Consider the following 17,232-nt stretch of genomic DNA (forward strand, 5'->3'; position numbering starts at 1 on the left):
GCTCGCCACGCCGAACAAAGGCCGCTTGAATGGGCGCTTCAACCCAAGGCGATTCCATGACGATTCCATTCTTCGACGGACACAATGACACGCTGTTGCGGCTGCTGGATGACCCGCGGCCCAACAAGGTGGAACTGTTCACAGAGGGCATGGCCGAGGCGAATATTGATCTGCCGCGGGCGAAGGAAGCCGGGATGGCTGGCGGGTTCTTTGCCATGTTCCCGCCGCCGCTGAAGACGAATTTGACGGCCGTGGCAGCGAGCCCGACGACATCGGGCGGGCAATTGCCACCGGAGCTCGACATCGCCGAGGCGCAGCGCTCGACCAATGCCATGGCGGCGCTGATGTTCCGGCTGGAGAAGGCCGGGGCGCTGGCCGTGTGTCGGACTGAGGCGGAGCTGCGGGCGACGATTGCGGCGGGGAAGCTGGCAGCGATCTATCACCACGAGGGCGCCGAGGCGATCGACACCGATTTCAATTCGCTGGAAGTGCTTTACGCGGCGGGCTTCCGCTCGCTGGGGATTACCTGGAGCCGGGCCAATGCCTTCGGAACCGGTGTGCCGTTCAAGCACAATGCCGATCCCGATATCGGGCCGGGGCTGAGCGATGCGGGCAAGGAGCTGGTGCGGGTGTGTGATCGGATGGGGGTCATGATCGATCTCAGCCATCTCAATGCCGCCGGCTTCCGCGATGTGGCTGATATTTCGACGAAGCCATTGGTGGCGACGCATTCCAATGTCTTTGCCATCTGTCCTTCGACGCGCAACCTGACGGACTGGCAGCTGGCGGCGATCCGCGAGAGCGGCGGCGTTGTCGGGCTCAACTATGCGACGGGTTTTTTGCGGCCGGATGGCAAGATGGAGCCGGACATGGAGATCGAACTGATGGTTCGCCATGTCGACGCGCTGGTGGAAGCGCTGGGCGAAGAGGGTGTGGCGCTGGGGAGCGACTTTGATGGCGCGGTGATGCCGGCGCCGATCAAGGATGTCACCGGCGTGCCGAAGCTGCTGCAGGCGCTGCTGGACAAGGGCTATGGCGAGGTGCTGGTCCGCAAGATCGCCCTGGAGAATTGGCTGGGGTTGGTCGGAAGGACGATGGGATAGCGGAACCGGGGTTCATGGGAGTCGTTTTCCCAACTCAAAGGAGAACGGTCATGAACGCGAACCAACAGAGTATCGTCGAACTCGAGACCAGCTTCTGGCAATCCATGGTGGACAAGGATGCCCGCTTCGCCAAGACGCTGATCGCTAAGGATTGTCTGATCACCGGGCCGATGGGGTCGATGAAGATCGACACCGATGCCTATGAGAAGATGACCAAGGAGGGCAAGTGGACCCTCGACAGCTTCAAGTTCAGTAATCTTGAGGTGATCTTCCCGTCGGACGATACCGCCGTAATCGCCTACAAGGTGCACCAGAAGGGCGACATGGACGGCAAGCCGATGGACTTGAAGTGTGCTGACAGCACAACCTGGGTGCGCGACGGCAAGAGCTGGAAGTGCGCCCTCCACACCGAGACCACGCTGGAAAACTGAAGAGTGACCCGCCTCAGAACGGCGGGTCTTCTTCTGTCACGGTCGCCTTGGCGGCCTTTTTAGCCGGTGCCTTCTTGGCGGCCGGCTTCTTTTCGGCGGTTGCCTTGGCGGCAGGCTTTTTGGCCGCGGCCTTTTTCGCCGGCGCCTTTTTCACCTTGGTGCCGGTGGCTTCGGCGCGGGCGGCGATCCACTGGACGGCCTGTTCGACCGTGACGTCCTCGGGCTTTACGTCCTTGGGGATGGTCGCGTTGACCTTGCCCTGGTTGACGTAGGGGCCGTAGCGTCCGGCGCGGACGGTGATGGGGCCGTTGTCGTGCTCAAAAGTCTGGATGGCGGCGACTGCAGTGCCGCCGCCGCGCTTGAAGCCGCCTGCGGCCTTCTGGGCGAGGAGGTCGACGGCGCGGTTGAGGCCGACAGTGAAGACTTCTTCGACATCGGGCAGGTTGGCGTACTTGCCATCATGCAGGATGAAGGGGCCATAGCGCCCGAGACCGGCCGAGATGGGGAGGCCGGTTTCGGGGTGCAGGCCGACTTCGCGCGGCAGCGAGAGGAGCTGCAGTGCCTTTTCGAGCGTCAGGGAACCCGGCTCCCAGCCCTTGGGCAGAGACGAGCGCTTGGGCTCCTTGCCTTCGCCGAGCTGGACATAGGGGCCGAAACGGCCCGATTTCAGGTGCACTTCCTCGCCCGATTCCGGATCGGTGCCGAGAACGCCATCACCCTGAGCGGCTTCCGAAGACTGGCCGGAGGCTGCGTCGGAGAGCTGCATGGTGTGCTTGCACTCGGGATAATTCGAGCAGCCGATGAAGGCGCCGAATTTGCCCAGTTTCAGCGAGAGCGTACCGGTGCCGCAGGTGGGGCAGCGGCGCGGATCCGAACCGTCTTCCTTGGGCGGGAAGATGCGGCTGGCGAGGAGGTCGTTGAGGGCGTCGAGGACTTCCGAGACGCGGAGGTCCTTGATCTCGTCGATATTGCCGGTGAAATCTTTCCAGAAATCGCGCAGCACCTGCTTGTAGTCGAGCTTGCCGTCGGAGATTTCGTCGAGCTGCTCTTCGAGGCCGGCGGTGAAGCCGTATTCGACATAGCGGGTGAAGAAGCTTTCGAGGAAGGCGGTGACGATGCGGCCGCGATCTTCGGGGTGCAGGGCCTTGCCTTCGAGGCGGACATAGTCGCGATCCTTGAGGGTCGAGACGATGGCGGCATAGGTGGAAGGACGGCCGATGCCGATCTCTTCCATCTTCTTGATCAGGCTCGCTTCGGTGTAGCGGCTCGGCGGCTGGGTGAAATGCTGCTCGATCTCGACCTTTTCGAGAGTCGGCTTGTCACCGACCTTGAGCGGGGGCAATTCGCGGCTGTCTTCGTCTTCGGTCTCTTCGTCGGATTTGACCTCGACGCCGTAGAGTTTGAGGAAGCCTGGGAAGGTGACGACGGAGCCGACGGCGCGCAGTTCGACATTGCGGCCGGGTACGTTGACGGCGATGTCGACGGTGGTGCGGTCGATCTCGGCCGACTTCATCTGCGAAGCAAGGGTGCGGCGCCAGATCAGGCCGTAGAGCTTGGCCTGATCGGCATCGAGCGAGAGCTGCTCGGGGCGCTTGAACATGTCCGTCGGGCGGATCGCTTCGTGCGCTTCCTGGGCGTTCTTGGCCTTGGACTGATAGATGCGCGCCTTTTCAGGCAGGTACTCGTCACCGTAATATTTGCCGATGACCGAGCGGGCCATCGCAATGCCTTCGGGCGCCATCTGCACGGCGTCGGTACGCATATAGGTGATGAGGCCGTCTTCGTAGAGGCGTTGGGCGATCTGCATGGTGCGCGAAGGCGAGAGGCCCAAGCGCGAGGAGGCGTCCTGCTGCAACGACGAAGTCGTGAAGGGCGCGTAGGGGTTGCGCTTGGTCGGCTTCTTTTCAACGTTGGAAACGTTGAACTGGCCGGATTCGATGAGTTTTTTCAGCGCAGCGGCGTCTTCACCGGTCTTGACGTCGAGCTTGTCGGTCTTCTTGCCATCGACGGAGAACAGGCGGGCCACAAAACCCTTGCCGTTCTGGGCGAGCGAGGCCTCGACGGACCAATATTCGTCGGCCTTGAACTTTTCGATCTCGGCTTCGCGGTCGGAAACAAGGCGCAGGGTGACGGACTGCACGCGGCCAGCAGAGCGGGAGCCCGGCAGTTTGCGCCACAGGATCGGCGACAGGGTGAAGCCGACGAGATAGTCGAGGGCGCGGCGGGCGAGATAGGCGTCCACCAGCGGCATGTCGAGTTCGCGCGGATTGGCCATGGCCGCAGTCACGGCATCCTTGGTGATGGCATTGAAGACGACGCGCTGAACCTTTTGGTCCTTCTTGATCGCCTTCTTCTGCTTGAGCACGTCAAGGATATGCCAGGAGATGGCCTCGCCTTCGCGATCAGGGTCGGTTGCGAGGATCAGTTCATCGGCGCCCTTGAGGGCATTGGCAATGTCGGAAACGCGCTTCTTGGAGGCCGTGTCGACCTCCCAGGACATGGCGAAATCTTCGTCAGGACGAACCGAACCGTCCTTGGCCGGCAGGTCGCGGATATGGCCGAAGCTGGCCAGGACTTCATAGCCCGAGCCCAAATACTTGTTGATTGTCTTGACCTTAGTCGGACTTTCAACGACGACGACCTTCATGGATGACCCGTTCCGCAACGCTGTAACTGAGAGCGCGCAACATGGTGAAGCGAGGGGGCGGTGTCAACGGGGACTGATTTTGTTCACGCGCCGCGCAGTGCGACAAGCTGTCCGGACGACCACTCGATCTGTCCGGCGAGATCGAATTCGAGGAGCAGGATCTGCATGGCCTGGGGCGATATCTCGGTCTGGGCGAGCAGTTCTTCGATATCGGTAGGCGTGGTCGAGAGGGCGCTCAGGAGACGGGAACGGTCGTCAGCGCCAGGAGGGGCGTCGACGGGGCCGATGTCTGGTTGCCATTCGGTTTCGAAGAGCAGGGTGCGCGAGGGATCGGCTGCGGACAGGGATTCGATGATGTCGGCGGCCGAGGTGATGAGCTTGGCGCCCTGCTGAATAAGGGCATTGCCGCCTTCGGCGCGCGGATCGAGTGGGGAACCGGGGACGGCGAAGACGTCGCGGTTTTGTTCTAGGGCCAGACGGGCGGTGATGAGCGAGCCGGAGCGTTTTGCGGCTTCGACGACGACGGTGCCGAGGGATAGGCCCGATACGATGCGGTTACGTCTTGGAAAGTCGCGGGCGCGGGGTTCCCAGCCGAGCGGCATTTCGGTGACGAGGGCGCCGCCATAGCCGAGGATTTCACTGGCGAGCGGAATGTTCTCGTCGGGATAGATGCAATCGAGGCCGCCGGCGAGAACGGCAATGGTGCCGGTCGTGAGGCTCGCGCGATGGGCCGCAGTGTCGATGCCGCGGGCGAGGCCCGAGACGACGACATAACCGGCTTCGCCGAGATCGGTGGTGAGTAGGCGCGTCATCTTGGCGCCGGCAGCGGAGGCATTGCGGGCGCCGACAATGGCGACGGTGCGGTGCCAGTTGAGGTCCTGACCACCGGCGATGGTCAGGAGCGGTGGGGCGGCGGGGATATGGGTCAGGTGCTCGGGATAATCGGCTTCGCCCATGGCGACGACGCGGGCATTGAGGCGGTCGAGCGCGGCGATCTCGTCTTCGGCCTGGGCCCGCGAGGTAATGCGGAAGGGGCGGCCGGCGCCGCGCATGAGCGCGGGCAGGGCATCGAGGGAGGCTTCCACCGAGCCGAAGCGATTGACGAGCTGGCGGAAGGTGACGGGGCCAACATTGTCGCTGCGCACGAGACGCAGCCAGGCGGTGCGCTGGGCCGGCGTGAGCATGGGCATCACGCGGGCCCGCATTGTCAGCCGGCCTTCTTGTCGCCGCCGATGGTCGACTCGGTGCCGCTCATGAGCCGACCGATATTTTCGCGGTGCTGGAAGAAGAGCAGGAGGGCGAGGCCGAGAACGGTCAGAGTGAGGCCGGTGCTGCCAACGACGACATAGGCGAAGATCGGCGCGGTGGCGGCGGCAGTGAGCGCGGCGAGCGAGGAAATCTTCCTTGTGTAGGCGATCAGGAGCCACACGGCGCAGAAGATGAGGCCGACGGGCCAAGCGAGCGAGAGGAGCGAGCCGATCATTACGGCGACGCCCTTGCCGCCCTTGAAGCCGAGCCAGACGGGGAAACAGTGGCCGAGGAAGGCACCGACGGCGGCGAGCATGGCGGCCTCTTCGCCCCAGAAATAGCGGGCGACGAGGACGGGGATGGCGGCCTTGAGAGCGTCGAGAACGAGAGTGGCGGCGGCTACAGGGCGATTGCCGGTGCGCAGCACATTGGTGGCGCCGATATTGCCCGAACCGATCTTGCGGATATCGCCGAGGCCGGCGGCCTGGGTGAGGATCAGGCCGAAGGGAATGGAACCGGCGAGATAGCCAAGGACGAGCGCCAGAATGAGCGGCAGGATATCGATCGGCATGGTTTCTCCCTTATTATCGGAAGGAGTAGCGCCGGGGCGGGGATGGGGCAAGAGCCCGATGATGGGGAGTTGAGGAAAGTCTACCCCAGCGCGGTGTCATCCCCGCGAAAGCGGGGATCTCCGTTGGTTCTCAAAACAGGGATTCCCGCTTTCGCGGGAATGACACCGAGAGTGTGGATGCGAAGGCAGATCAGCCCAGATAGTCCCGCTTGCCGATCGGGACGCCCTTGTGGCGGAGGATGTCGTAGGCGGTGGTGATGTGGAAGAAGAAGTTCGGCAGGCCGCGGTTGAGGAGGTAGGTGTCTCCGGCGATCTCAACGTCCTGGCCACCGATTTTGATGGTGACATCGCGCTCGTCCGAGCCCGCAAAATCCTCGGGCGTGAAGGTGGCGAGATAGTCGATGCCCTTTTGCAGGCGTGCCTTGAGGTCGGCCCAGGTCACTTCGTCATCAGCCCAGCTTGGGATAGGCTTGCCGGCGAGACGCGAGGTTACGCCCTTGGCGCCGTCGGTCGCGATCTGCACCTGGCTGCGCGGCGGGTGCATGTCGGCGGCGAGGCGGGTTTCGACATAGGTCTGCAGGTCTACGCCTTCGGCTGCCGCAAAGGCTTCGGCCTTTTCGAAAATGGCCAGCAGGTTCTTGAGCATGCGCGAAAAGACCGGCACCGAGGCCGAATACATGGACAGCGTCATTGGGAACACCATGAAAAGAAAAGCACGGGAAGCTCAATGCCGCCCGTGCCGCAAGATAGGGTCTTCATGTGCGCCCCGGAAGGGCGGCCGCTAGTCCTTATGCAAAAATACCGTCTCGCCGCCGACGATGGTCCGCATGACCTTTCCGGCGAGGCGGGCATTCTCGAAGCTCGTATTGCGCGAGCGCGAACGAAGCTCGTTCTCGTTTACCTGCCAAGGATAGTCGAGATCGACGAGGATCAGGTCTGCCGGGGCGCCCTTGGCGATGCGACCGGCTTCGAGGCCGAGGATTTCCGCCGGGCGGCTGGTCATGGCCTTGAGCACCGTAAGCAGCGGCACATCGTCGGAATGGACGAGGCGGAGCGCGGCGGCGAGCAGGGTTTCAAGGCCAATGGCGCCGTTGGAGGCTTCGGCAAAGGGCTGGCGCTTGACTTCGCTGTCCTGCGGATCGTGATCGGAATGGATCGTGTCGATGACGCCCGAGCGCAGGCCATCGATGACGGCGCGGCGGTCGTCTTCGCTTCGCAGCGGCGTGCCGAGCTTGAAGTAGGTGCGATAGCGGCCGATGTCGTTTTCGTTGAGGCAGAGATTGTTGATCGAGATGCCGGCGGTAATCCGCGGGTTACGCGATTTGGCTGCCTTGACGATCTCGACCGAGCCTTCGGTGGAGATTTGCGCGGCGTGGTAGCGGACGCCGGTGAGGGCCGCCAGTTGCAGGTCGCGCGACAGCGGAATGGTTTCGGCTTCGCGGGCAATGCCCTTCAAACCGAGCACGGTGGCAAAGAGCCCGTCGTTCATGACGCCTTCGCCGGCAAGACTGGTGTCCACCGTGTGGTGGACGATCGTCATGTCGAAATTGGCGGCGTAGGACATGGCGGTGCGCAGCAGCGCCGTGGACTGAATGGAATTGCGGCCATCGGAGAGGCAGACGGCGCCGGCCTCGCGCATGAGGCCGAATTCGGTGAGGTCTTTGCCGGCAAGGCCTTTGGTGATGCCAGCGGCGGGGAGGATGTTGACTTTGGAGGTCGCCTTGGCGCGGCGGACGAGGAAGTCCACAACGGCGCCGTCGTCCACAGCCGGCATGGTGTCGGGCATCATGACGAAAGAGGTGACGCCACCGGCGGCGGCGGCTTCGCCGGCTGAGGCGAGGGTTTCGCGATATTCCCAGCCGGGCTCGCCGGTGAAGACGCGCATGTCGATGAGGCCGGGGGCGAGGACGAGGCCGTTGGCATTGATGACCTCGGCGCCATCGGGGACGCCGACGGGACCATCTAGGGCGAGATCGGAAATGCGGCCGTTCTCGATGAGCACGGCGCCGCGCTGGTCGGTGCCCGAGGCGGGATCGACGATGCGGGCATTTTCAATGAGCAGGGGTTTTGTCATGCCTGATCTCCCGAGAGCAGCGCGTCGAGGACGGCCATGCGGACGGCAACGCCCATTTCGACCTGATCGGTGATGACCGAGCGGGCGCCATCGGCGATGGCCGGATCGATCTCGACGCCGCGGTTCATGGGGCCGGGATGCATGACGATGGCATCGGGATTGGCGAAGGCGAGCTTTTCGGCATCGAGGCCATAGAAGCGGTAGTATTCGCGGACCGAGGGGATCATTTTGCCGCTGGCGCGCTCGTGCTGGAGGCGCAGCATCATCACGACATCGACGCCTTTGAGGCCCTCTTCCATGTCGGTAAAAACTTCGGTGGCGAGGTGTTCGATGCCGGGCGGCAGCAGGTTGCGCGGGGCTATGACGCGGGTGCGCACATGGAGCGCGCCGAGCAGCAGCAGATTGGAACGGGCAACGCGGGAATTGGCGATGTCGCCGCAGATGGCGACGGTGAGGCCGGAAATGCGGCCCTTGTGACGGCGGATGGTCAGGGCGTCGAGGAGGGCCTGGGTCGGGTGCTCATGGGCGCCGTCGCCGGCATTGATGACGGAGCAGCCGACTTTCTGGCTGAGAAGCTCTACTGCGCCGGCAGCACCGTGGCGGACCACCAGCACATCGGGGCGCATGGCATTAAGCGTTGCGGCGGTATCGACAAGGGTCTCGCCCTTGGAGACCGAGCTTGTCTTCACCGACATGTTCACCACGAGCGCGCCAAGGCGCTTGCCGGCGATCTCGAAGGACGATTGCGTTCGGGTGGACGGCTCGAAGAACAAATTGATTTGGGTTTTGCCGGAAAGCGTGGGGAGCGATTTGCGCTCCTGCCTGCTTACGGGGACCATGCGCTCGGCGCGATCCAGCAGGTCAATTATTTCGTGCTGTTTGAGATCAGCAATGGAAATGAGGTGTCGTTGGCGGAACGGGGGGAAGTCGCCGGAGGTGCTGGCGGGTGTGTCGGCCATGCTCGGATCCCTTCAGATTTGCTGCGGTCTATCCGAGGGGGGCGACACGTTCAACCCATGATTGGGTTTTCAACGGATGTTGGGGGCGCCGGCCAGTGGTCGGCGCCGGGATTTTCAGGCCGTGGCGGTGCGGCGCTGGGCGATGAGTAGAACCGCCGCGGCGAGGCCGAGGGCGAGTTCGAAGGCACCGGCGGCGAGAAGGGCGCTGGATGGGACGCCGTCCAGGGCCAGCGAGAGGGTGCGGGCGGTGGCGTAGCCGAGGTAGAAGACGGCGGCGGTCCGGATGGCCAGACTGCGCCATCGGGGTGAGACGATGCCATAGGCGAAGAAGAGGCCGACGGTGGTCAGCAAGACTCCGGGAGAGCGGAGTTCGCTGGCATGGCTCGGGGAGAGCGTGGGGTCGATGCCGTAGCTGCCGTAGAAGGCACTGGGCATGAACAGCATGCTCAGGCCAACGTAGAGAGCAGTGAGGGCGGCAAGGCCGAGATAGGCTTGCGTGAGCCGGATCATCACGCAGCCTTGCGCCAGGCGCCGCGGGCGGTTGCGGCTTTCACATAGTCGGAAAAATCGCGCGGGGGGCGGCCGAGGGCGCGCTGCACGCCATTGCTGAGGCGTTCGTTGCGACCGTCAAACACTTCGGCGCAGAGATTGGTCATGAGATCGGCGATTTCGGGGCCGACGGCGGGGAGCAGGGCGGCGTGGAAGGTGGGGCCGTCGATGGGGACATAGCTCACTGGGAGACCGCTGGCCGCGGCGATCTCGGCAGCGGCGTCGGCAAAAGTAAGAAGGCGGGGGCCGGTGACTTCGTAGGTTTCGCCATTGTGCTTGTCGTCGAGGAGCGCGGCTACGGCGACTTCGGCGATGTCGTCAACATCGATGAAGGGTTCGAGGCGATTGCCGGCGGGCAGGGCGATGACGCCATCGAGGATGGACGAATGGAAAAAGCCTTCGTCGAAATTCTGGTTGAACCAACTCGCGCGGACGATGGTGAAACCGAGGCCGCTCTCGCGGATCTTTTCCTCGGACAGTTCCGCGCCGTGTTCGCCGCGGCCGGAGAGGAGGACGAGCTTCTTGAGGCCGGCCGATTTTGCCGCTTCGGCGAAGCGGCGGATGTTTTCCTGGGCTTCGGGGGCGGCGAGATCGGGCACATAGGTGATGTAGGCGCTCTTCATGCCTTCGAGGGCAGGCGCCCAGGTTTCGGGCTTTTCCCAATCGAAGGCGGGCTCGGAACGGCGCGAGACGGCGCGGTGGCGATGGCCCAGGGCGGCGAGGCGGGAGGCGACGCGGGCGCCGGTCTTGCCGGTGGCGCCGATGACGAGAATGGGGTTGTCGGTTGTCATGGTGAAAAAGTCTCCTCGTGATGACGGGGGAGATTTCGGAGCGGTGATTTGGACTATCAATCACGTGAAGTCCGCAGTATTTTGCAGATCGTCCAAACTGACGGTGTTGCCATGGATTGCTTTCAGCCGGTGCCGCTTTCCGATCCGCTGGGCGAGGTGCTGCATATGCTGCGTCTCACCGGGACGCTTTATTGCCGGGCGACCATGACGGCGCCCTGGGGCATCGACATGCCGCGGCTCATCGAGTCGATGATGTTCGTCATCGTCACCGAGGGGCAGGGCGTGGCCGAGGTGGATGGCGAGGAGATTATGCTCAAGGCCGGGAGCATGCTGGTGCTGCCGCATGGACAGGAATTTCGGCTGCTGAGCGGATCGGGCGTGGCGAGCGTGCCGCTGTTCGATCTGCCGGTCGAAAAGATCAGCGAACGCTATGAGATCATGACGCTGGGTGGCGGTGGTGAGCTGGTGCGGGCAATGGCCGGGGTGGTGCAGTTTGACCATGTGGCGGGAAAACGGCTGCTCGATCTCCTGCCGCGGAAGATTCTCATACAGGCTTGGGATGAAGCGCTGGATGCCTGGGTACAGAGCACGCTTGGGCTGATTGCGCGGGAGGCGACATCGCTGCGGCCCGGCGGGGAAACGGTGATGACGCGGCTGGCGGATATTCTGGTGATCCAGGCTGTTCGCGAATGGCTCGATACGGCGCCTGAAGCGCGGCAGGGGTGGCTGGCGGCGTTGCGCGATCCGCAGATCGGGAGGGCACTGGCGCTGATCCATCGGCGGCCGGAGGCGGATTGGTCGCTGGCTGGCCTGGCGCGGGAGGCGGGCATGTCGCGCTCGGGCTTTGCGGCGCGGTTCACCGATCTCGTGGGGCAGCCGGCGATGACTTATCTCGCGCAATGGCGGTTGCACCTGGCGCGGCTGAAACTGGTCGATACGGGGGAGCCAGTATCGCGGATTGCGAAAGCCAGCGGTTACCAGTCCGAGGCGGCGTTTTCGCGGGCGTTTCGAAAGCTTTTTGGCGAGGCGCCGGTGGCGGTGCGTCGCTTAGCGGCGTAGGCGATCCAGCGCACCCTGCAGGATGTAGCTGGCGGCGAGCTTGTCAACGACCTCAGCGCGGCGGTCGCGGCGGAGGTCGGCTTCGATCATCATGCGGGTAACGGCGGAGGTGGACAGGCGCTCGTCCCAGAAGGCGATGGGCAGATCAAGTTTCTGCGCGAGATTGCGGGCAAAGGCGCGGGTCGATTGGACGCGCGGGCCTTCGGTGCCATCCATATTGAGCGGCAGGCCAAGGATCAGGGCGACGGCATTGTTCTCCGCAACGAGCTCGATAATGCGTTCAGCGTCCTGGGTGAATTTTGTGCGCTTGATGGTTTCGAGGGGGCTGGCCGAATAGCGCATGCCGTCCGACACCGCGACGCCGATGGTTTTGGTGCCGAGGTCGAGGCCAAGGATTTTTCCCATGGCGGGGATGGCTTCTAGCGGGTCGGTCTCGGTCACATGGGGCTCGCGGTTGTGGCTCGGTCTGTCCTATAGGCTCATGGGCAGACTTTGGCGATGGGACTGACGGATGAAACTCACCTGGTTCGGAGACAACACGTTTCGCATTCATGCGGCGGGAGCGATTGTGGTGGTCGAGGGTGAGGGGGCTTTGCCGGGGGTGGATCGGGCGGAGCTGGTGAGTGGGGCTGATCTCGTCGTGGCGTTTGCCGGGGCGGTGGGTGGCGCGAAGGGGGATTGGAAGCCGCGGGCACCGTTGCGGATGCTTGAGGTGGATGAGGCTATGCGGCAGCCGGAGGTGGTTGGGTTGGGGCATGGCGCGCTGGTGGTCGATGCCGATGGGGAGGCGCCATTGGTGTTGGCGCGGGAGGATTTTGCGGCGGCCGGGCGCTGGTTGGGGCAGGCGGTGGTCGTGCTGATCGGCGAGGGGCTGGCGGAGCGCGGTGGAGAGCTGCTGGAGAGGGCGGCGCCGCGGTTGATTGCGCTGGCTGGGGCCGAGTCGGAGGTGGACTCGGCGTTCGATGCGCTGCGGGATCGGCTCGATGGGACGGGGCTGATTGCGCTGGAGCGTGGATTGGCTGTGGAAGTCTGATCCCTGCCATAAGGCATTTTCATTGTCTTTTGGGCCGCTGCATTGCTAATGAAGCGGCAAAGAAGGCCTTATTCGCTGGAGTTTGCCATGTCTGTCGACGCCACCACCGTCAAGCGCATCGGGCGCCTTGCCCGTATCCGTATCGAGGAGGAGGAAGTTGCCGGCTATCAGAATGAACTCAATGCCATTCTGGGCTTCGTCGAACAGCTCGGTGAAGTGAATGTCGATGGCGTTGAGCCGATGACTTCGGTGACCCCGATGCAGCTGCGTCGCCGCGATGACGTTGTGACCGACGGCGGCTATCCCGAGAGAATCGTCAAGAACGCTCCATTGACCGAAGACAATTTCTTCATGGTGCCCAAGGTGGTCGAGTAAAAATGGCGATCTCGATCGCCATTGAAACCCCGCTTCAGGACGACGTGCGCGGGCTCGTCGACCGCCTCAACGACCATTTGCTGCCGCTGTCGCCGCTGGAATTCCAGTTCAAGATGACCGTGGAGCAGATGGCCGATAGCGATACGACGCTGTTCGTGGCGCGGGACGAGACCGGCGCTGCGGTGGGCATGGGCGCGCTCAAGGCGCACGGGCCGGAGCTGGGTGAAGTCAAGCGCATGTATACCGTGCCGGAAGTGCGCGGGCAGCGTGTCGGCCGGCAGTTGCTGGAGCGGATCGTCGAGCTGGCGCGCGAGCGGCGGATGCCGGTCGTGATGCTGGAAACCGGCACTGGCGACGGCATGCTTGAAGCGCATCGGCTCTATGAACGTTACGGATTTGTGGCACGCGGACCGTTCCTCGACTATCCCGATAGCGAGTGGTCGGCCTTCTTCGAGCTGCGACTCGACGAGGAGAAAGCCGCATGATCCGTCTTGCCCTTGTTTCCCTGTTCGCCCTGACGCCGCCTGCCTTCGCGCAGGAGGACCTCAGCATCGACCAGACCAAGATCTATGTCAGCGACGCCAAGGCGTGCGGCGTGATCGAGGACAAGGGCATCGACGCTTTCATGGACCTTGACTTCCTGGCCCTCGATTTTTCCAAGGGTATCCAGTCGATGGAGTTTCACTGCAACTTCTTCGACGTCAAAAGCCGGAAAGGCTCGACGCATCTGTTCATTGATGCAATCTGCGAGCTTCCGGGCGAAATTTATCCTGACATCCTGGCCGTGACGCCGTATTCGGAAACCGAGATACAGGTGGCGTCCTCCGCAGATATCATGTGGGCGATGAACTTTGGGCCCGAAGAAGCGGAATCGGCCGACGCCATGGTGCCCACGGGCACAACCATTTATACGCGCTGCGACAATCTGAGCGAGATTACCGTTGACTGAACTGACCAAGCTGAGCCTCGCCGATGCCCGCAAGGGCCTCAAGGACAAGAGCTTTACCGCTCTGGAGCTGACCGAGGCCTATATCGGTGCCATCGACGCTGCCAATGACAAGCTCAATGCCTATGTGGCGACAACGCCCGACCAGGCGCGCGACATGGCCAAGGCCAGCGACGCCAAGCTGGCCAAGGGCGAGGCTGGGCTGCTCGAAGGCATTCCGCTCGGCGTAAAAGATCTCTTTGCGACCAAGGGCGTGCATACCCAGGCTGCGAGCCACATTCTCGATGGCTTTAAGCCCGAATACGAATCGACCGTGACGGCCAATCTCTGGCGCGATGGCGCCGTGATGCTGGGCAAGCTGAACATGGACGAATTCGCCATGGGTTCGTCCAACGAGACGAGCTACTATGGTTCGGTGATCAACCCGTTCCGTGCCGAAGGCAGCAATGCCAATCTCGTGCCGGGCGGCTCTTCGGGTGGTTCGGCTTCGGCTGTGGCCGCATGGCTCTGCGCCGGCGCGACCGCGACCGATACCGGTGGTTCGATCCGCCAGCCGGCGGCGTTCACCGGCACCGTGGGCATCAAGCCGACTTATGGCCGTTGCTCGCGCTGGGGCACGGTGGCTTTCGCCTCCTCGCTCGATCAGGCTGGTCCGATTGCCCGCACCGTGGAAGACGCCGCGCTGATGCTGCAGTCCATGTCGGGTTTTGACGTCAAGGATTCGACCAGTGTCGATCTGGCGGTTCCAGATTTTGCCGCTGCCGTCGAGCGCGGTGTAAAGGGCCTCACCATTGGCGTGCCGCGCGAATATCGCATGGACGGCATGCCGTCCGAGATCGAGGCGCTGTGGAACCAGGGCCTCGAATGGCTCAAGGCCGAAGGCGCGACGGTGAAGGACATTTCGCTGCCGCACACCAAGTATGCCCTGCCGGCCTACTATATCGTGGCCCCGGCTGAAGCCTCGTCCAACCTCGCGCGCTATGACGGCGTGAAGTATGGCCTGCGCGTTTCGGGCAAGGACATCACCGACCTCTACGAACTCACCCGCGCTGCCGGCTTCGGCCGCGAGGTGAAGCGCCGCATCATGATCGGCACCTATGTGCTCTCGGCTGGCTATTTTGACGCCTACTACGTCAAGGCGCAGAAGGTCCGCACGCTGATCAAGAAAGACTTCGAGGACGCTTTCAATGCGGGCGTCGACGCGGTGCTGACCCCGGCGACGCCGTCGGCTGCCTTTGCCATCGGCGACGAGGCTTTGGCGGCAGACCCGGTGGCCATGTATCTCAACGACGTCTTCACCGTGACCGTTAATATGGCTGGCCTGCCGGGCATTGCGGTGCCGGCGGGCAAGGACGGCAAGGGCCTGCCGCTTGGCCTGCAGCTGATCGGCAAGCCGTTTGACGAAGAGACGCTGTTTGCGGCCGCCCGCGTGATCGAAAAGAGCACCGGCACCGACTTTTCGCCCACCCGCTGGTGGTAAGCGACAAGACGTTCGGAGACGGCGGCGCTTGATTGCGCCGCCGTTCCGCACTATTTGCGCGCCATGCACAAGTTGAAACTGGTTGTGACGCGCCCTGTGGCAGCGTCCGGGCCGACAGGAATTTCGCCGATGGCCATTGATATTTTCACGACGATCGACTGGTCGGAGCCGCCCAAGGATATGGGCATGCCCCTGCAGGCACTATGGTGGCTGAAGAAGGGTGAGCTGCGCGTCGGGCCCGAATGGGAAAAGGCGCACAATATCGTTCAGGCGATGGAAGGCGTGCAGGCTTTCGACTGGGTGCACGCGCTGATGCACTGGATCGAGGCCGATATGGGCAATGCCGACTATTGGTATCGCCGCGCCGGCAAGCGCCGGGCGACAGCGAGCGTCAGCGCGGAATGGGAACACATTGCCGCGGCGTTGAGCGAAGTGACCAAGCACTAGAGCGCTCGCAGCGAAATTTGGGCCGCAGGACAGTGTGTCCTGCGGCCTTTTCTTTTCACAATAATGCCCGATCAGACGCGCAGCATTTCGAGGCCTTGCCTCGTAATGCGATATGGACCGCCACGCGTGGACGAGATGACCTTTTTGGACCGCATGCTTTTGAACATGTCCAAGGTGCAGTCCGTCATCACCCATCCTTCGCGGGTGTAGCATTCAATATCTGTCGTCCTGCCGTCATCATCGCGAATGAGACAGATGCGGCCGCCAAGCGCCAAAACGCCGAGCACGCGGCGTTCGAGTCGAGAAATGTTCATTGTCTTTGAGGTGTCTAGGAGCGGCGTGCCATAAGCACGGTCGCGAACAAACGGGCCCGGCCGCTGGCATCACGCACAGGGGGCCGGGTGGTTCATTCTGCCCCGTCGCGATTGGACGGGGTCCTATGCAATCTCAGACTGGCTAGACATGGCGTATCGTTTACCGCCGCTCTGCCGTTGCGTCCAGAATCTCCGAAAGCAGCGGTTGAAATCGCCGCCATGGCGGTGCAAACCAGCAACAGACGCATGACTTGAGGATAGACCGTGACCGCTGCCGCCAAACTGCCCGCCGAATGTGAAAGCAAGGATGATGTGCGGGCCGAGATCGACCGTATCGACCAAGCGCTGTTGACCCTGCTTGCCGAGCGTCACCGCTATGTGACAAGAATGGCCGAGATCAAAACCGATCCGCACGAGGCCTATGATCCCCAGCGCATCGAAGCGGTCATTTCCAAGGTTCGCACGCGCAGCGGCGATCTTGAATTGGACGAAGACCAGGCCGAACTCTTGTGGCGGACCCTGATCGACTGGAACGTAAACTACGAAAAGGGCATCATTGCCGCTCGTCGCCGGGCGCGGTGAGATATCGGGCGTAACTGAAGCGTAACGGGAGCTGGGCGTGGCGGTGATCGAAATTCGGAAGGCCGAAATATCCGACGCCCCACGCATGGCCGACATTGCCTTCGCCGCCTGGGACACTGGTATTCGTCCATTGCTCGATGAACAGCCGGGGCAGCGCGAAAACGAACGTGCGCGGCTTTCGCAGGCTTCCGCCATGAATTGGCAGAACACCATTGTCGCCACCATCGATGGTATCGTCGTTGGCTGGTGTTCCCGCTCGGCGCGGCGGAGCTATATCCCCTATCTCTTCGTGATGCCCGACATGCAGGGCCATGGGATTGGCGCGAGCCTGCTCGGCCGCATGGAAACGATCCTCGAGCTGCAGGGCGCGAGCAAGGTGCATCTCGAAACGCCCGCCGACAATGTGCGGGCCGTGCGGTTTTATGAGCGGCAGGGTTATCACATCCTGGCACTGCGCGGAGAGCCGCGCGGCGGGCATGATCCGTTTACGAGTGTGCACCTCGAAAAGCAGCTTCGGCCCTATGAGGGCGAAATCGACGAGGATTGAAGGCCCCGAAGCCGGGCTATTCGGTTGCATCCCCGCGCCAACATAAGTAAGCACTTACCTAGATTTGCCTCGCCTT

General features: G+C 63.0%; 21 protein-coding genes. 11 read left to right on the forward strand and 10 right to left on the reverse strand.

The features are described from left to right. The first annotated feature begins 56 nt into the window (after nt 1-56). Entirely contained in the window at nt 57-1,103 is a 1,047-nt protein-coding gene (locus tag ACSQ2A_RS06640) for a dipeptidase (RefSeq protein ID WP_436071548.1), read from the forward strand. A gap of 50 nt (nt 1,104-1,153) precedes the next feature. Continuing rightward, on the forward strand, nt 1,154-1,534 hold the full coding sequence (locus tag ACSQ2A_RS06645; protein ID WP_436071549.1) for a nuclear transport factor 2 family protein: 381 nt from the start codon (nt 1,154-1,156) through the stop codon (nt 1,532-1,534). Between the two features lie 13 nt (nt 1,535-1,547). On the opposite strand, the gene topA is transcribed toward ACSQ2A_RS06645, so the two are convergent. From topA to ACSQ2A_RS06685, 8 genes are all read right to left on the reverse strand, one after another. Beyond that, nucleotides 1,548-4,181: a type I DNA topoisomerase gene (gene topA, locus ACSQ2A_RS06650; RefSeq protein ID WP_436071550.1), complete on the reverse strand. Its 2,634-nt coding sequence runs from the start codon at nt 4,179-4,181 to the stop codon at nt 1,548-1,550. 83 nt (nt 4,182-4,264) lie between these two features. Continuing rightward, entirely contained in the window at nt 4,265-5,371 is a 1,107-nt protein-coding gene (gene dprA / locus ACSQ2A_RS06655; RefSeq protein ID WP_436071551.1) for a DNA-processing protein DprA, read from the reverse strand. Between the two features lie 17 nt (nt 5,372-5,388). Next, a complete protein-coding gene (gene plsY / locus ACSQ2A_RS06660) occupies nt 5,389-6,000 on the reverse strand; it encodes a glycerol-3-phosphate 1-O-acyltransferase PlsY (protein ID WP_436071552.1) in 612 nt (203 codons plus the stop codon). A gap of 190 nt (nt 6,001-6,190) precedes the next feature. Next, a complete protein-coding gene (locus ACSQ2A_RS06665; protein ID WP_436071553.1) occupies nt 6,191-6,691 on the reverse strand; it encodes a DUF1993 domain-containing protein in 501 nt (166 codons plus the stop codon). A gap of 90 nt (nt 6,692-6,781) precedes the next feature. Then, on the reverse strand, nt 6,782-8,074 hold the full coding sequence (gene pyrC / locus ACSQ2A_RS06670; protein ID WP_436071554.1) for a dihydroorotase: 1,293 nt from the start codon (nt 8,072-8,074) through the stop codon (nt 6,782-6,784). After that, entirely contained in the window at nt 8,071-9,033 is a 963-nt protein-coding gene (locus ACSQ2A_RS06675) for an aspartate carbamoyltransferase catalytic subunit (protein WP_295411998.1), read from the reverse strand. The genes pyrC and ACSQ2A_RS06675 overlap by 4 nt, the downstream gene beginning before the upstream one ends. Nucleotides 9,034-9,147: 114 nt before the next feature. Next, nucleotides 9,148-9,543 carry a DUF4345 domain-containing protein gene (locus ACSQ2A_RS06680; protein WP_436071555.1) on the reverse strand — a complete coding sequence of 132 codons (396 nt, stop codon included), beginning with the start codon at nt 9,541-9,543 and terminating at the stop codon, nt 9,148-9,150. Then, complete coding sequence (locus ACSQ2A_RS06685; RefSeq protein ID WP_436071556.1) at nt 9,543-10,373, reverse strand: NAD(P)H-binding protein; 831 nt, start codon at nt 10,371-10,373, stop codon at nt 9,543-9,545. The genes ACSQ2A_RS06680 and ACSQ2A_RS06685 overlap by 1 nt, the downstream gene beginning before the upstream one ends. A 48-nt stretch (nt 10,374-10,421) precedes the next feature. Between ACSQ2A_RS06685 and ACSQ2A_RS06690 the strand changes: the two genes are divergently transcribed. Further along, nucleotides 10,422-11,432 (forward strand): cupin domain-containing protein, encoded by a 1,011-nt coding sequence (locus tag ACSQ2A_RS06690; protein ID WP_436071557.1) that lies wholly within the window; start codon nt 10,422-10,424, stop codon nt 11,430-11,432. Here ACSQ2A_RS06690 and ruvX read toward each other — a convergent pair. Next, complete coding sequence (gene ruvX, locus ACSQ2A_RS06695; protein ID WP_436071638.1) at nt 11,421-11,837, reverse strand: Holliday junction resolvase RuvX; 417 nt, start codon at nt 11,835-11,837, stop codon at nt 11,421-11,423. The genes ACSQ2A_RS06690 and ruvX overlap by 12 nt on opposite strands. Before the next feature lie 106 nt (nt 11,838-11,943). Between ruvX and ACSQ2A_RS06700 the strand changes: the two genes are divergently transcribed. From ACSQ2A_RS06700 to ACSQ2A_RS06725, 6 genes are all read left to right on the forward strand, one after another. Then, entirely contained in the window at nt 11,944-12,465 is a 522-nt protein-coding gene (locus ACSQ2A_RS06700; protein ID WP_436071558.1) for a hypothetical protein, read from the forward strand. 87 nt (nt 12,466-12,552) lie between these two features. Continuing rightward, the gene (gene gatC / locus ACSQ2A_RS06705; protein ID WP_295411986.1) at nt 12,553-12,840 is read left to right on the forward strand and encodes an Asp-tRNA(Asn)/Glu-tRNA(Gln) amidotransferase subunit GatC; all 288 of its coding nucleotides are present in this window, start codon (nt 12,553-12,555) and stop codon (nt 12,838-12,840) included. 2 nt (nt 12,841-12,842) lie between these two features. After that, nucleotides 12,843-13,325 (forward strand): GNAT family N-acetyltransferase, encoded by a 483-nt coding sequence (locus tag ACSQ2A_RS06710; RefSeq protein ID WP_436071559.1) that lies wholly within the window; start codon nt 12,843-12,845, stop codon nt 13,323-13,325. Next, nucleotides 13,322-13,789, forward strand: a complete 468-nt coding sequence (locus tag ACSQ2A_RS06715) for a hypothetical protein (RefSeq protein ID WP_436071560.1) — start codon at nt 13,322-13,324, stop codon at nt 13,787-13,789. Before ACSQ2A_RS06710 ends, ACSQ2A_RS06715 begins: the two co-directional genes overlap by 4 nt. Further along, nucleotides 13,782-15,266, forward strand: coding sequence for an Asp-tRNA(Asn)/Glu-tRNA(Gln) amidotransferase subunit GatA (gene gatA, locus ACSQ2A_RS06720; protein WP_436071561.1), 1,485 nt, complete (start codon nt 13,782-13,784; stop codon nt 15,264-15,266). Before ACSQ2A_RS06715 ends, gatA begins: the two co-directional genes overlap by 8 nt. A gap of 129 nt (nt 15,267-15,395) precedes the next feature. Beyond that, the gene (locus ACSQ2A_RS06725) at nt 15,396-15,713 is read left to right on the forward strand and encodes a hypothetical protein (protein WP_295411978.1); all 318 of its coding nucleotides are present in this window, start codon (nt 15,396-15,398) and stop codon (nt 15,711-15,713) included. A gap of 71 nt (nt 15,714-15,784) precedes the next feature. Here the strand turns inward: ACSQ2A_RS06725 and ACSQ2A_RS06730 are convergent, their stop codons facing one another. Beyond that, nucleotides 15,785-16,027: a YjhX family toxin gene (locus ACSQ2A_RS06730; protein WP_295411976.1), complete on the reverse strand. Its 243-nt coding sequence runs from the start codon at nt 16,025-16,027 to the stop codon at nt 15,785-15,787. Between the two features lie 264 nt (nt 16,028-16,291). Here ACSQ2A_RS06730 and ACSQ2A_RS06735 point away from each other — a divergent pair, with 264 nt between their 5' ends. Both ACSQ2A_RS06735 and ACSQ2A_RS06740 read left to right on the forward strand, forming a co-directional pair. Further along, nucleotides 16,292-16,609: a chorismate mutase gene (locus tag ACSQ2A_RS06735; RefSeq protein WP_436071562.1), complete on the forward strand. Its 318-nt coding sequence runs from the start codon at nt 16,292-16,294 to the stop codon at nt 16,607-16,609. A 37-nt stretch (nt 16,610-16,646) separates the two neighbouring features. Further along, complete coding sequence (locus ACSQ2A_RS06740) at nt 16,647-17,156, forward strand: GNAT family N-acetyltransferase (protein WP_295411973.1); 510 nt, start codon at nt 16,647-16,649, stop codon at nt 17,154-17,156. Nucleotides 17,157-17,232: the final 76 nt, after the last annotated feature.

This window comes from Devosia sp. LjRoot3, assembly GCF_964252865.1.
Lineage (GTDB): Bacteria > Pseudomonadota > Alphaproteobacteria > Rhizobiales > Devosiaceae > Devosia.

Coding starts and splice junctions, on each gene's coding strand:
- ACSQ2A_RS06700 (WP_436071558.1), top strand. CDS start 11,944: ATGAAACTCACCTGGTTCGGAGACAACACGTTTCGCATTCATGCGGCG.
- pyrC (WP_436071554.1), bottom strand. CDS start 8,074: ATGACAAAACCCCTGCTCATTGAAAATGCCCGCATCGTCGATCCCGCC.
- ACSQ2A_RS06680 (WP_436071555.1), bottom strand. CDS start 9,543: ATGATCCGGCTCACGCAAGCCTATCTCGGCCTTGCCGCCCTCACTGCT.
- ACSQ2A_RS06675 (WP_295411998.1), bottom strand. CDS start 9,033: ATGGCCGACACACCCGCCAGCACCTCCGGCGACTTCCCCCCGTTCCGC.
- ACSQ2A_RS06710 (WP_436071559.1), top strand. CDS start 12,843: ATGGCGATCTCGATCGCCATTGAAACCCCGCTTCAGGACGACGTGCGC.
- gatC (WP_295411986.1), top strand. CDS start 12,553: ATGTCTGTCGACGCCACCACCGTCAAGCGCATCGGGCGCCTTGCCCGT.
- ACSQ2A_RS06730 (WP_295411976.1), bottom strand. CDS start 16,027: ATGAACATTTCTCGACTCGAACGCCGCGTGCTCGGCGTTTTGGCGCTT.
- ACSQ2A_RS06685 (WP_436071556.1), bottom strand. CDS start 10,373: ATGACAACCGACAACCCCATTCTCGTCATCGGCGCCACCGGCAAGACC.
- ACSQ2A_RS06665 (WP_436071553.1), bottom strand. CDS start 6,691: ATGACGCTGTCCATGTATTCGGCCTCGGTGCCGGTCTTTTCGCGCATG.
- topA (WP_436071550.1), bottom strand. CDS start 4,181: ATGAAGGTCGTCGTCGTTGAAAGTCCGACTAAGGTCAAGACAATCAAC.
- ACSQ2A_RS06715 (WP_436071560.1), top strand. CDS start 13,322: ATGATCCGTCTTGCCCTTGTTTCCCTGTTCGCCCTGACGCCGCCTGCC.
- ACSQ2A_RS06640 (WP_436071548.1), top strand. CDS start 57: ATGACGATTCCATTCTTCGACGGACACAATGACACGCTGTTGCGGCTG.
- ruvX (WP_436071638.1), bottom strand. CDS start 11,837: ATGGGAAAAATCCTTGGCCTCGACCTCGGCACCAAAACCATCGGCGTC.
- ACSQ2A_RS06645 (WP_436071549.1), top strand. CDS start 1,154: ATGAACGCGAACCAACAGAGTATCGTCGAACTCGAGACCAGCTTCTGG.
- ACSQ2A_RS06725 (WP_295411978.1), top strand. CDS start 15,396: ATGGCCATTGATATTTTCACGACGATCGACTGGTCGGAGCCGCCCAAG.
- plsY (WP_436071552.1), bottom strand. CDS start 6,000: ATGCCGATCGATATCCTGCCGCTCATTCTGGCGCTCGTCCTTGGCTAT.
- dprA (WP_436071551.1), bottom strand. CDS start 5,371: ATGCCCATGCTCACGCCGGCCCAGCGCACCGCCTGGCTGCGTCTCGTG.